This window comes from Clostridium sp., from assembly GCF_050717635.1.
Classification (GTDB): Bacteria; Bacillota; Clostridia; order Clostridiales; family Clostridiaceae; genus Clostridium_AD.
In genome coordinates, this window is the sequence record NZ_JBOITO010000015.1 from 1 (window position 1) to 12,745 (window position 12,745).

Genomic DNA, 12,745 nt, shown 5'->3' on the forward strand with positions numbered 1-12,745 from the left:
CATTACATACTATTTAGTCTTACGACTAAAATTTTACTTCTTTTTACTAAAGTAATTAACTGGTTTAGCAAAATATTATTTTGCTATTCTTTACCTATTTCTCTGTTTAATTTTCAAAGACCAATTTCATTTGTCATTATGTGACGACTTCTACTACTTTACCAGTTGTTTAATCATTTGTCAACAGTTTTTTATTCTTTTTTAATTAAATTCTCTGCCACCATGATTTTTTTATAGCTTTTAAACTGCAACTACATTTATTATTTTACCATACTAGTTTATAAATATTTATATATACATCATACTTACGCAAATATAAGTGTAAATTAATCTTGTTTCCTTGCTTATTCTACATTTTTCTCGTATTGATACACTAGGCATGGTATACATAGATATTTATACAAACCGAGAATAAATACTTGACGTTAACCTTTAACCTTATAAAAAACCATGTGATCTCTCCATGATCCATTTATATATAAATACTCTTCACTTATTCCAAGTTCTTTAAATCCACAGCTTCTTAGAACTCTTTGTGATTTTTCATTGTCTATTAAAGTAGTTGCTTCTATTCTATGTAACTCTAATTCCTCAAATGCATATTCCACTACAAGTTTAACTGCTTCTTTCATATATCCATTACCTTGTTCTTTTTCATCTATAGAATAACCTATAAATGCATTTTTAAAAACACCCATAACAATATTAGATATTCTTATTTTCCCAATAAATTTACTATCCTTATATATACCAAAATTAATACCATTACCATTTAAAAACTGTTTATAACTCTCTATTAAATTATGCTTTTGGTTATCTAAAGTGTAAAAACTTGCATCTCTAAAAGGTTCAAAACGCTTTAAAAATTCTCTGTTTCTTAATTGGAAATCTAACACCTCTTCTGCATCACCTTGAGTTAATACCTGGATATTAATATTTCTACCTTTAATCGAAAGGTCCCTTTTTATTAGATTTCTATTAAAACCTAATGAATTTATACCAAACATAATTTCTGATTTAAATTCAGACTTAATTATTATACTATTTGTAATAATACCCTCTAACTCAAATCCTAAATCAGTAAAAGCTCTTATATTTATATTTTCACGGGCTATTACATTTACTTTATTTATCCCCATGTTTTTAACCAAAATATTAAGTATAAGGTTTAATGCGTCTTTTAGATACTCATAACCTTTATTAGTATATTTATGGAATTTCAATCTAAACAGACAAAATTTATTTTGTTTATCTAATTCCACTATAAATATTCTCCCTAGTATAATATAAGTATTATCTTTTATTACATATTCTCTTTCATTTCCCTTTACAGCTTCTAAGTTCACATATTTGCCCTTATTCATTACTAACCCCTTTTTCAATGCTAAAATCTTTTGTGGTATTTATATAGATAAAATATATAAATATAATTGATATCACTAAACTTAGTGGAATCATATAAAAAGCAAAATATGTACCAATTATATCATTTAGTCTACCTATTACTAAGTTAAGTAACATATTAACTAAAGAAGTTAATGTAACTATTAACCCTGTTATATAAGAGATATTCTGCTTAAATACCTTGCTTATTGTAAGCACAATAGTTGGAAATGTAATTGCAAAAAAGAAACCTGAAATAGATATTATTATAAGGCCATCTTGTCCAATTATAAGTCCAAAGGTAAACAAGCACACTGCAATTATTAAAGATGCCATAGTTGTTTTTAAATAATCTAATTTTTCAACTACAAATCCTCCCACAAGCCTTCCTATACTAAATACAATTAAGAACATTACACTATAAAATGCACTCTTACTGCTATTATAGTTATAATTATCTTTTATATGATTCACCAACCAGCTTACTGTGGCTATCTCAGCAAATACATAAAATCCTAATGCAAATACATAGAAATAAACTATTTTATTTCTTAAAATCTCTAATATATTTATTTTGTTTTTTTCATTATATTTATGGGTATGAGGAAATTTTATAAAAATAGATGTAATTAGTAGAATTAAAAACAAAATTGATAAACCTAAGTATATATTTCTCCAAGTATAACCTTTGGACATTAATATTCCACCTATTGCTTGACCCGATGCTCCTCCCACACCGTAACAAAAATGAATTAGATTCATAAGAATAGCTTGATAACTTAAGATTAATACTGGCACTAAAGTGTTTATCGCTATACCTGTAAGTGCTACCCCCATACTCATAATAAAAATACCTATTAAAAAAGTAGCATAACCATTTATTTCTGATAATAAAACCAGTGATAAAAACATAAAAAATAGCCCTAATATAATAACTCTCTTTTGTCCTATTTTCTCACAAAGTATTCCCCCAATATAAGAAAACAAAACATATGCTAAAGATCCAATAAAGAGCATTATACCTATCCCAGTATTATCTATATTAAAATCTGATTTAAAAGCTGGTATAAATATTCCTCTAGTATTCTCAGCCATTGCATTTAGCCCCATGATAATAAATATAAAAATTATAGCTATAACATTGTTCTTGTTTTTCAATAGATTTCCCCCTTATAGTTCAATGGGTTAAATATCTTTTATTAAGTCCTTAACCACTTCTCCACCAATTATCATACCCGCTACTGGAGGAACAAAAGATATGCTCCCGGGAATTTGTCTTTTCATGGCACATTTTTTTGAACCACCAGTACATACGCATCCTTCCTTACATGTTATAACTTCGTCAAGCCTTGGCTTCATAGGCATTTCTTCTGAATAAACCACCTTAAGACTTTCAATATTTCTCTGTCGCAACTCATGTCGCATAACTTTTGCAAGTGGACACATTTTCGTATCATAAATGTCAGCGACTCTAAATAGTGTTGGATCTAATTTATTACCTGTACCCAAACAACATATAATATTCATATTATGTTCTCTGCAGAATTCTACTAACGCTATTTTTGAAGTCACTGTATCAATAGCATCTACTACATAATCTGTATCTTCAGTAATTATATCCGCCATATTATCTGCAGTTACAAATGTTTCATGAGTGATAACCTCACATTCAGGATTTATGTCGAGTATTCTATCCTTCATCACTAAAACCTTACTTTTACCTATAGTTTTATGGGTGGCATGTATTTGTCTATTTAAATTTGTTAAACAAATTGTATCGTCATCTATTAATACCAACTTTCCAACACCCGCTCTTACAAGTGCTTCAACTGTATAACTACCAACCCCACCAATTCCAAAAACTATTACTTTACACTCTTTTAATTTATTTAAACTATCCATACCTATAAGCAATTCCGTTCTTGACAATGAATGCTGTGCCATATTTTTTATCTCCCTTGCAACCTGTATTAATTAAATCAAATTAATTTATAATTTTATTATACCCTATATATTTAAAAAGGCCACGCATATGCGTGGCTTTTCTTCCTACTTCTACATTCCTATTTTTTCATATCATTAAATTATAGTTTGTGAACAAATATTCCACTTTGTAATTTTGGTTCAAACCAAGTTGATTTAGGTGGCATTGTTTTCCCTGCATTTGCTATATCCATCAAATCGTCCATAGTTGTAGCACACATCGAGAATGCGACACTCATGCCTTCATTAACTCTTCTTTCAAGTTCTCCAAGTCCTCTTATTCCACCAATAAAATCAATTCTTGAATTTGTTCTTGGGTCATCAATTCCTAGAACTGGCTCTAGTAGATTTTTTTGAAGTATTGATACGTCTAATCTTTCAACAGGGTCATTCATATTAAAAGTTCCAACTTTAGCTTCAAGTTTATACCATTTACCATCTAAGTACATTCCGTAAGTTCTTTGCACTTCTGGCTTAAATTGACCTTCCCCTGTATATGGAGTTATGTCAAATTTTTCAGCTGCTTTATTCATAAATTCTTCTGAGGTATTTCCGTTTAAATCCGCAACAACTCTATTATAATCCATTACATATAAATCATTGTCAGGGAATATAACTGATAAGAAGAAATTGAATTCCTCATCACCTTTGTATGATGGGTTTTCTTGTCTTCTCTTTAGCCCAACTTTAACAGCTGAGGCCGATCTATGATGACCATCGGCTATATATAAATAATCTGTTTCAGCAAATATAGCTGATAGCTTATTTATAACTTCTTCTTCATCTATAACCCAAATAATTTGAGACACACCATCTTCTGACTTAAAATCATATACTGCTTTTTTTGTTTCTGTCCAATTTTTTACTATAGCGTCTACTTCATCTTTATGTCTATATGTTAAGAATATTGGTCCAGTATTAGCATTTGTGTAATCAACATGATTAAATCTATCAAGCTCTTTATCAGCTCTTGTTAGCTCATGTTTTTTAATTACATCATTTATATAATCATCGATTGAAGCACAAGCAACTATACCAGTTTGAGGTCTCCCATTCATTATTTGTCTGTAAATATACAAACAAGGTTTTTCATCTTGCATATATACTTTATCACCAATCATTTTTTGAAGATTCTCTCTAGCCTTAAGATAAACCTTCTCACTGTGAAGGTCTATTCCTGGTTCTAAATCTACTTCTGGTTTATCAACATGTAAAAATGAATATGGTTTCCCTTTTACCATTTCTCTAGCTTCTTCACTGTTCATTACATCATAAGGAAGAGCTGATACTTTCTCTACTAAATCTAACTGTGGTCTGTATGTTTTAAAAGGTCTTACTACTGCCATTATTATTCCTCCCTGAGTTAATTGATTTCACTAGTTTACTTGAAAAAATCGTAAATAATGCTTGTTATTTCAGTACCTATTCTTGTCTGAGCTTCCGCAGTTGCAGCTCCAATATGTGGTGTTACAGAAACTTTCGGATTATTAACTAAAGCTTCATTTTTAGTTGGTTCTTCAATATAAACGTCTACTCCAGCTCCTGCTAACTTTCCATTATCTAAGGCTTCTACTAACGCAACTTCATCAACTACTCCACCTCTAGCACAATTTATTAGGAATGCTCCATCTTTCATCATAGCTAGCTGTTCTTTTCCTATAGTAGCACCTTTTTCTTTGAAAAATGGTATGTGTAATGATACATAGTCAGCTTTTTTTAACACATCATTTAATTCGAAAAATTCATATTCATCACAATCCTTAGCTTTTCCTATTATGTCTGTATATATAACTGTCATACCAAGTGCAGATGCTTTTTTAGCCAGTTCTCTTGAAATTCTTCCAAATCCAATTAACCCCAAAGTTTTTCCAGCAATTTCTACGCCTTCGTATTTTTTCTTATCCCATTTCCCTTGTCTCATAGATACATTTGAAATATTAATAAATCTTGATATCGCAAACATATGAGCAAGAGCAAGTTCAGCTACAGAAGCACTACTTGCATTTGGAGTGTTAGATACTTTTATTCCTTTTTCCATGGCATATGCTACGTCTATGTTGTCAACTCCAACTCCACCACGTATTATAAGTTTTAATCTTCCAGCCTCTGCTGCTTTATCAATTATTGGTTGTCTAATCTTTGTAGCAGATCTAACTACAACTACATCAAACTCTTGTAACATTTCACCTAAAATTTCCGGCTCATAAAACTTCTCAACAACTTCATAATCTTTAGATCTTAAATCTTCTATAGCATTTTTCTCCATACCATCAGTAACTAATATTCTCATCATTATAATCCTCCTATTTATATAAATCACATATATTAATAATATTTTCAATTTCTTATAAAAGTTAAATTAAGAATGAAAAATCACATTATAATTTTTCATTCTTAATTCTATATTTTTATTATTCAAGTCCTAAAATTTCATTAATTATTAACAAAAGTTCTTCTATGTCTTTTGTTGTAGTTTCAGCCATATGTGCTATTCTAAATGTCTTATCTTTCAATTTCCCATAACCATTAGAAATCATAAATCCTTTTTCCGCTAATTGCTTGTTTAGATCAGAAATACTAATCTCTCTTGTGTTTTTAATGTTAGTTAATGTGTTTGACAAAAAGTTTTCATTTGGGAATACTTCAAAGTATTTTGTAGCCCATGCTCTTACAATCTCAGCACCAGCAATATGTCTAGCGTACCTATTTTCTAACCCTTCTTCTACTATCTTATCCAATTGATAATCTAAAGCAAACATATGTGCAAGTGATGGAGTGGAAGGATATTGGTAATTTTTCTTTTGAATACATTCATATAGTCCTAACAAATCAAAGTATGATCCTCTGTTTGGAACTAGTTTTGCTCTTTCTACTGCTTTTTTTGAGAATGAACAAATAGCCATTCCCGCAGGTAGTCCCAAACATTTTTGAGTTGAAGTTATACAAATATCTATAGCCCACTTATCTACATTTATTTCCGTTCCAGCAGCATTACTTACTGCATCAACGCATACTATAACTTCTGGATATCTTTTATAAACTTCAGATAAACTATCCATGTCATTCATAAGCCCAGTTGAAGTCTCATTCATAGTAATAGTTATCAAATCATATTTCCCAGTCTTTAACACATCTTCAATCATTTCTGGAGTTGTTGGCTGTCCCCATTCAGATTCAAACTTATCTGCTGGTACTGCATTAGATGTACACATTTCAAACCATCTGTTTCCAAACGCTCCTACTGAAAATACTGCAGCTCTTTTTGCTGTACATGAACGAACAGCACCTTCCATAAGTCCACTTCCTGAACTAGTGGAAAGTAATATTTCTTCTTTAGTATTAAAAACTTTTCTCATTTTATCGCTTATGTTTCTTTGTAATACTGATGCTTCCTTACCTCTATGTGATATTTGTGGAGTAGCCATTTTTTGAAGTACATCATCTGCTACTTCTACCGGTCCTGGTATAAATAATCTCTTATGCATAATATAACCTCCAAGGTTTGGCTTTCGCCATTTTTTATTCATTTTGCGATTTGTCTTGAAGTAGCTATTACTTCTTTGTTTTATCACTAAACTATAAAATTTACAATATAACAATAGTTACTTCAAGGTAATTTTAGCATATTTTGCGCATTATTTATATAATAAATTGTGCGATTTAATATATTGTTCCTATTTTCAACATTTTTAAAAGGTAGTTAATACTTTATTATGTATTTTTTTTGCATTAACCTTGATCTAATGATGATAAAACTTTGTCGTATAAATTAATATCACATTTATCATTTTTTAAATGCTCACAATTACCACAGCTTTTGCTAAATGCTGTACCTATTGACGATTGAAATCCTGATTTTATTGCGTTATATCCATTACAACTATTTGCAACATGCATCATCTGTTCAATATATTCTATCTTGGGCATAAAAAATCTCCTCCTTATTATTGAGCTAGTCAATTTATCATTATTATTTCCCCAATTTCATAGAATAATACCTATGTACAGACTCCACGCACATAATTAACACAATTACTAAAACTTATAGAACTATATTTGAAAAAGCTACTAAAACATATTATCATTAATTTTATATATTAATTATTGATTCAGTTTCTCTACAGTACTTTGTAGTTAAACACTGTGCTAAATTTCTCGGGCATCTTTTGCATATGCAGTCCTGATCTTTACCATCACACTTCTTTGTAGCATATTCAGGACATTTATCACAGTTATCTCCACCTACAGCCATTTTATCACCTACCATTTTAGTCTATATTGATTTATCATTAGCGTATATCTTATATTATCACTCTTCATTTTCCAACTCATATTTTCTCCTATACTTGATCATTATTTCATTTAAAATATCCGCCGCTATTGGTGGAGTATAGGTAATAGCATTAGCCCCCGCTTGTATTGTTTCTAATATACTACTATCATTTGGTCCTCCAGTGGCTATTATAGGAAAATCAGAATATTTTTCTCTTATTTTTCTAACTATATAAGCTGTTCTCTTAGCTCCTGAAACATTCAGTATAGTTGCTCCTGCATTTATTCTTGCTTCTATATCTTCAAATTCTGATACAACAGTAACTATTATTGGAATATCAATGGTTTCTCTTACCTGTGTTATAACTTCGTTGGTTATTGGACTGTTAACTACTACTCCCATAGCTCCTTTAAATTCCGCATCTAGTGCTAAATTTGTTACCCTCTTCCCTGTAGTAATTCCCCCTCCAACCCCACAAAATAGTGGTACGTCTGCTGCTAACAAAAGCGACTCTGTTATTATTGGTTGAGGTGTAAATGGATACACTGCTATAATTGCGTCCGCATTTGTATTTCTTATAACAGCTACATCTGTAGTAAAAACAAAAGACTTTAATCTTTTCCCAAAGATTACAATACCGCTAGCTTCTCTTATTATGCTTGGTAGCTCTATCATATGGCTTCTCAAAATCCCTTTTATTTGAGGTACCTTTTTAGCTTCTTTATTTTTTTCCATTATTATTCGCTTCCTTATTTATTATTATTTTTAGTATATCTAATATAAAATCACTGCTATTTTGGGAACAATTTAAATTATGCTAACTATTTAAATTGTAATTATCATTAGTATAATTATACTTTTAATACTTGCTTTAATCTACTATAAAAAATATATTATTTAATTTATACTAGCAATTACTTTATATTTACTATAATATAATTACATAAAGTAAACTTATATAATAAGGAGGTCCTTAATGCCAAAAAAAATTCATTCTACCTATCGTATGTTTATTTTATTTTGCTTAATTTTTATATCTTTAGCATTTATTATTGACACACCTAGTGAAATCTTTTTAGGCTTTAAAAAAATTTTTTTTGAATCTAATATACTGATAACCGATTACATAAAACTTGCAGGTATTGGTGCAGCTTTTATTAATATGTCTTTGGTAGTTTTAGCTTCTATATTTCTACTTATCCTTGTAGGAATAAAACCGAATGGTTCCACTGTAGCTGCACTATTTACAATGGCTGGTTTCTCTCTTTTCGGTAAAAATATTGTTAATATTTGGCCAATAATATTTGGAATATGGCTGTATTCAAGATATCAAAACGAACGGTTTATAAGTTATGTTTTAATAGCACTATTTGGAACAACTTTATCCCCTACCGTTAATCAAATAGCATTATTAGGTAATTTACCACTTGTTTTAAATATAACTATCGGAGTAATAATAAGTACATTTATCGGCTTTATTCTTCCTCCAATGGCAGCTTACTGTCTAAAACTTCACGAGGGTTATAATCTTTATAATATAGGTTTTGCTGCTGGACTTCTTGCAACTTTACTAATGTCACTTCTAAGAGCCTTTGGTATAAATTTCGAAAGCCGATTGCTTTGGTCAACTGGTAATAACTTATGTTTTTCTATAATATTAATCTGCTTATTTATATTAATTATATTATTCGGATATATAGAGAACAACAATAGTTTCAAAGGCTTATTTAACCTCTATAAACAACCTGGTAGACTCGTAAGTGATTATTACCTCGTATTCGGAAGAGGTATTACCATGATAAATATGGGTATCCTAGGTATATATTCTACTTTATTTGTCCTTGTAATCGGAGGAGATTTAAATGGTCCTACCATAGGTGGAATACTAACCATTGTTGGCTTTGGCGCATTCGGAAAGCACCTACGTAACGTATTTCCTGTTATGATTGGTGCAACACTTGCCTCTCTATTAAATATTTGGCATGTGGCTTCACCTGGAATGGTCCTTGGGATTTTGTTTAGTTCAACATTGGCTCCAATTTCAGGTCAATTCGGATGGGCTTATGGTGCTATAGCTGGGTTCTTACACATATGTCTAATGATGAATCTTGGATATCTTCATGGTGGTTTAAATTTATATAATAATGGTTTTGCAGGTGGGATAGTATGTATTATTCTTATACCAATTATTTCTGCATTTAGAAGGGAGCATGATTAAATTTGAAACACACAAATCAAAGAAATATAAAAATAGTCACTGAATTGATGAATTACTGTTATAGTCACGGTTCATATAATATTCACCTTGATATTAACAAAAATAATAAAAAAATAATTATATCTATAAAAGCACAAATAACCTATATATCTAAAGAAAACATTGAACTTTTAGAAAGATCACTAAACACACCAAGACTGCATGAAATGGAAGAATACTATTGGAATTTAACTGGCGACACCGATACAGGTACAGAACTTACACTTGTAGGTATGATGATTGATGAAGCTACCGTAAATTATGTAGATGGTCAGTATTTGGAGATCCTTTTAACTAGACTTCCATAAAGATTTTAAATAATTAGGTCCTCTCTTTTAATTTAACAATCACAGAAGATTTAATAATTAATCCGAATTGAATCTTCTGTGATTAGCATTAGAAGTTACTTCATTTCCATTAGTACTTTTCTAACAACTCTTTTACCTATCTCATCTTCATTCATTTCAAACAACGCATCATCTATACTTGTCCACTCAACTAATTCAACTTCTGAAGATTTAATTATATCCCCTTCAACATACATAGCACAAAAAGTTAACATTATAATTTCTTTAGAAGCGTAATACTCACTTCCTAAATATTTTATATCTCCAACCGTTATTCCTGTTTCTTCTTTAACTTCTCTATACACAGTTTCCTCAACGGATTCTCCATTAGTTACATATCCTGATACTAATACCTTTGAATTTTTAAATGTATAACTTTGTTTAAGAAGTAAAATTTCTTTACCTTTCATAACAGCAACTATTACGCATGGTTTCGGTGTATCAAAAAACATAATATCATGTACGTGACAATATGGTACTGTTCCTTCATCCCAACTATATTTTTCAATTAATTTGCTTCCGCAGTGTGGACAATATTTAAATTTCAATTTATTACCTCCCTAAACCCTAATATTAATGTGGGTTTATTTAAATCTACTTAAATTATAAAATAACCGGAACTGGTAAACTTAAAGTTATAAATTTTTCACCAACTTCACACTCATAAGCAAAAATATCAACGCCATTTTCTTTCGCTGCTCTTAATGTATCACCAAAAGCCTGGTCCATAGCATCATATGGTGAAAATTCACTAATATTACTCATCTGAATAAGAAATAGTATTCCAGCTCCAAAACCTGCTTTTTTAGCCTCTATAAGTTCTAATATATGTTTTCTTCCTCTTTCTGTAGGTGCATCTGGAAACATAGTTTTACCATCTACTTCAAATGTTACACCCTTCACCTCAAGATAATATACCTCATCTAAATTATTAGATAGCCTGAAATCAAATCTACTATTCCCAAATGTTTTTTCTCTCTGTACTATATTATATTTAATAAGTTTTTGTATTTTTCTATTTTTTAATGCTTCATCAACAACCTTATTAGGAATTTGTGAATCTATGTTAATAATTTTACTATTTTTATACACTGCAATTAGGTCATATAGTGTTTTTCTACTAGGATTAAGTTCTTCTCTTAATAAAACTTTAGACCCGGGGGTTAGTATTTCACTACATCTTCCTGTATTAGGAACATGAACCATTAATTCAACACCATTTAAATTTACATAAGCTTGAAACCTATTCGGTCTACTTGTAAATTTAGCAATAAAAACTCTTTCATTTATAAACATATTTTCATCTCCATTTTTTAAATATACACTAATTTCTAAAAGTTATCAACAATAATTCATCATTATCCACAGTCATAATAGTTTTTCTGTGGAAACATTCATATTACTCCACAAAAAAACTACAAACAAAAAAGTCCTTGCAATCGCAAGGACTTTTTTCTGGTGACTCCTAGGGGAATTGAACCCCTGTTACCACCGTGAAAGGGTGGTGTCTTAACCGCTTGACCAAGGAGCCTTATAACATTTGGTGGCTTACCGGGGAATCGAACCCCGGACACCATGATTAAAAGTCATGTGCTCTACCAACTGAGCTAGTAAACCATATTGGCTGGGATAGCAGGATTTGAACCTACGAATGCCACAGTCAAAGTGTGGTGCCTTACCGCTTGGCGATATCCCAATGTATGGTGTGTCTTAAGGGATTCGAACCCCCGGCCCACGCCTTAGAAGGGCGTTGCTCTATCCAACTGAGCTAAAGACACATATTATAAATAAAAAAATGGAGCGGGTAGAGGGAATCGAACCCTCGTAATTAGCTTGGAAGGCTAACACTCTACCATTGAGTTATACCCGCTTAATTGGTGCAGATGAAGGGACTTGAACCCTTACACCGTGAGGCGCTAGATCCTAAGTCTAGTGCGTCTGCCATTCCGCCACATCTGCATAAAAATGGTGACTCCTAGGGGAATTGAACCCCTGTTACCACCGTGAAAGGGTGGTGTCTTAACCGCTTGACCAAGGAGCCTTATAAAATACTAAAATACTAAAATATTAGTATTTTAGTATTTACCTGGCGACAACCTACTCTCCCACAAGGTCACCCTTGCAGTACCATTGGCGCGTTGAAGCTTAACCTACCTGTTCGGTATGGGAAGGGGTGTTACCTTCATGCCATAATCACCAGATTATTTTTTAGAAATAATAAGTGAGAATCTACCGTCGTTGACTACGGATATTATATATAAAATATACTCTCATCATCATTTTTTATAGAGAATTTTACTTTTTTTATAGAAAAGTATTCTCTCAAAATTGCACAGTAAATTAGTCTCCTTCCTTACGGTCGGAACCTTCGCTCTTTTTTTACAAAAGGAGTATATCGCAAAATTAATACTATTATGTTACTTTTATTTATTTTGGTCAAGCCCTCGACTTATTAGTATTAGTCAGCTGAACATGTTACCATGCTTACACCTCTAACCTATC

At 31.0% G+C, this 12,745-nt stretch carries 13 protein-coding genes, 7 tRNA genes and 1 rRNA gene; 2 read left to right on the top strand and 19 right to left on the bottom strand.

The window, feature by feature from the left end:
- Positions 1-425: 425 nt before the first annotated feature.
- The 9 genes from ACREWB_RS09265 to ACREWB_RS09305 all read right to left on the bottom strand — a co-directional run bounded on the left by ACREWB_RS09265 (position 426) and on the right by ACREWB_RS09305 (position 8,374).
- A complete protein-coding gene (locus ACREWB_RS09265) occupies positions 426-1,364 on the bottom strand; it encodes a GNAT family N-acetyltransferase (RefSeq protein ID WP_431547189.1) in 939 nt (312 codons plus the stop codon).
- Positions 1,357-2,541, bottom strand: coding sequence for an MFS transporter (locus ACREWB_RS09270; RefSeq protein ID WP_431547190.1), 1,185 nt, complete (start codon positions 2,539-2,541; stop codon positions 1,357-1,359). The genes ACREWB_RS09265 and ACREWB_RS09270 overlap by 8 nt, the downstream gene beginning before the upstream one ends.
- Before the next feature lie 27 nt (positions 2,542-2,568).
- Positions 2,569-3,327 (bottom strand): tRNA threonylcarbamoyladenosine dehydratase, encoded by a 759-nt coding sequence (locus tag ACREWB_RS09275; protein WP_431547191.1) that lies wholly within the window; start codon positions 3,325-3,327, stop codon positions 2,569-2,571.
- Between the two features lie 140 nt (positions 3,328-3,467).
- Positions 3,468-4,712, bottom strand: coding sequence for a DUF1015 domain-containing protein (locus tag ACREWB_RS09280; protein WP_431547192.1), 1,245 nt, complete (start codon positions 4,710-4,712; stop codon positions 3,468-3,470).
- Positions 4,713-4,747: 35 nt separating this feature from the next.
- A complete protein-coding gene (locus ACREWB_RS09285; RefSeq protein WP_431547193.1) occupies positions 4,748-5,659 on the bottom strand; it encodes a D-2-hydroxyacid dehydrogenase in 912 nt (303 codons plus the stop codon).
- Positions 5,660-5,777: 118 nt separating this feature from the next.
- Positions 5,778-6,851: a pyridoxal-phosphate-dependent aminotransferase family protein gene (locus ACREWB_RS09290; RefSeq protein WP_431547194.1), complete on the bottom strand. Its 1,074-nt coding sequence runs from the start codon at positions 6,849-6,851 to the stop codon at positions 5,778-5,780.
- A gap of 244 nt (positions 6,852-7,095) precedes the next feature.
- Positions 7,096-7,293, bottom strand: a complete 198-nt coding sequence (locus tag ACREWB_RS09295) for a hypothetical protein (protein ID WP_431547195.1) — start codon at positions 7,291-7,293, stop codon at positions 7,096-7,098.
- A gap of 163 nt (positions 7,294-7,456) precedes the next feature.
- On the bottom strand, positions 7,457-7,633 hold the full coding sequence (locus tag ACREWB_RS09300) for a hypothetical protein (protein ID WP_431547201.1): 177 nt from the start codon (positions 7,631-7,633) through the stop codon (positions 7,457-7,459).
- 42 nt (positions 7,634-7,675) lie between these two features.
- Entirely contained in the window at positions 7,676-8,374 is a 699-nt protein-coding gene (locus tag ACREWB_RS09305; RefSeq protein WP_431547196.1) for a beta/alpha barrel domain-containing protein, read from the bottom strand.
- A 241-nt stretch (positions 8,375-8,615) separates the two neighbouring features.
- On the opposite strand from ACREWB_RS09305, the gene ACREWB_RS09310 reads away from it, so the two are divergent.
- Both ACREWB_RS09310 and ACREWB_RS09315 read left to right on the top strand, forming a co-directional pair.
- On the top strand, positions 8,616-9,857 hold the full coding sequence (locus ACREWB_RS09310; protein ID WP_431547197.1) for a DUF1576 domain-containing protein: 1,242 nt from the start codon (positions 8,616-8,618) through the stop codon (positions 9,855-9,857).
- A gap of 2 nt (positions 9,858-9,859) precedes the next feature.
- On the top strand, positions 9,860-10,204 hold the full coding sequence (locus ACREWB_RS09315; protein WP_431547198.1) for a hypothetical protein: 345 nt from the start codon (positions 9,860-9,862) through the stop codon (positions 10,202-10,204).
- Between the two features lie 95 nt (positions 10,205-10,299).
- On the opposite strand, the gene ACREWB_RS09320 is transcribed toward ACREWB_RS09315, so the two are convergent.
- From ACREWB_RS09320 to rrf, 10 genes are all read right to left on the bottom strand, one after another.
- A complete protein-coding gene (locus ACREWB_RS09320; RefSeq protein ID WP_431547199.1) occupies positions 10,300-10,791 on the bottom strand; it encodes an NAD(+) diphosphatase in 492 nt (163 codons plus the stop codon).
- A gap of 55 nt (positions 10,792-10,846) precedes the next feature.
- Positions 10,847-11,539, bottom strand: a complete 693-nt coding sequence (sfsA, locus tag ACREWB_RS09325; protein ID WP_431547200.1) for a DNA/RNA nuclease SfsA — start codon at positions 11,537-11,539, stop codon at positions 10,847-10,849.
- A 160-nt stretch (positions 11,540-11,699) separates the two neighbouring features.
- Positions 11,700-11,774, bottom strand: a tRNA-Glu gene (locus ACREWB_RS09330).
- 10 nt (positions 11,775-11,784) lie between these two features.
- Positions 11,785-11,860, bottom strand: a tRNA-Lys gene (locus tag ACREWB_RS09335).
- A gap of 4 nt (positions 11,861-11,864) precedes the next feature.
- A tRNA-Gln gene (locus tag ACREWB_RS09340) sits at positions 11,865-11,939 on the bottom strand.
- 5 nt (positions 11,940-11,944) lie between these two features.
- A tRNA-Arg gene (locus tag ACREWB_RS09345) sits at positions 11,945-12,021 on the bottom strand.
- An 18-nt stretch (positions 12,022-12,039) separates the two neighbouring features.
- Positions 12,040-12,113: transfer RNA gene (locus ACREWB_RS09350), tRNA-Gly, on the bottom strand.
- Between the two features lie 5 nt (positions 12,114-12,118).
- Positions 12,119-12,202, bottom strand: a tRNA-Leu gene (locus ACREWB_RS09355).
- Between the two features lie 7 nt (positions 12,203-12,209).
- Positions 12,210-12,284: transfer RNA gene (locus ACREWB_RS09360), tRNA-Glu, on the bottom strand.
- A gap of 43 nt (positions 12,285-12,327) precedes the next feature.
- Positions 12,328-12,444, bottom strand: a 5S ribosomal RNA gene (gene rrf, locus ACREWB_RS09365).
- Positions 12,445-12,745 lie beyond the last annotated feature (301 nt).

Coding starts and splice junctions, on each gene's coding strand:
- ACREWB_RS09290 (WP_431547194.1), bottom strand. CDS start 6,851: ATGCATAAGAGATTATTTATACCAGGACCGGTAGAAGTAGCAGATGAT.
- ACREWB_RS09285 (WP_431547193.1), bottom strand. CDS start 5,659: ATGATGAGAATATTAGTTACTGATGGTATGGAGAAAAATGCTATAGAA.
- ACREWB_RS09280 (WP_431547192.1), bottom strand. CDS start 4,712: ATGGCAGTAGTAAGACCTTTTAAAACATACAGACCACAGTTAGATTTA.
- ACREWB_RS09265 (WP_431547189.1), bottom strand. CDS start 1,364: ATGAATAAGGGCAAATATGTGAACTTAGAAGCTGTAAAGGGAAATGAA.
- ACREWB_RS09295 (WP_431547195.1), bottom strand. CDS start 7,293: ATGCCCAAGATAGAATATATTGAACAGATGATGCATGTTGCAAATAGT.
- ACREWB_RS09275 (WP_431547191.1), bottom strand. CDS start 3,327: ATGGCACAGCATTCATTGTCAAGAACGGAATTGCTTATAGGTATGGAT.
- ACREWB_RS09310 (WP_431547197.1), top strand. CDS start 8,616: ATGCCAAAAAAAATTCATTCTACCTATCGTATGTTTATTTTATTTTGC.
- ACREWB_RS09305 (WP_431547196.1), bottom strand. CDS start 8,374: ATGGAAAAAAATAAAGAAGCTAAAAAGGTACCTCAAATAAAAGGGATT.
- sfsA (WP_431547200.1), bottom strand. CDS start 11,539: ATGTTTATAAATGAAAGAGTTTTTATTGCTAAATTTACAAGTAGACCG.
- ACREWB_RS09300 (WP_431547201.1), bottom strand. CDS start 7,633: ATGGTAGGTGATAAAATGGCTGTAGGTGGAGATAACTGTGATAAATGT.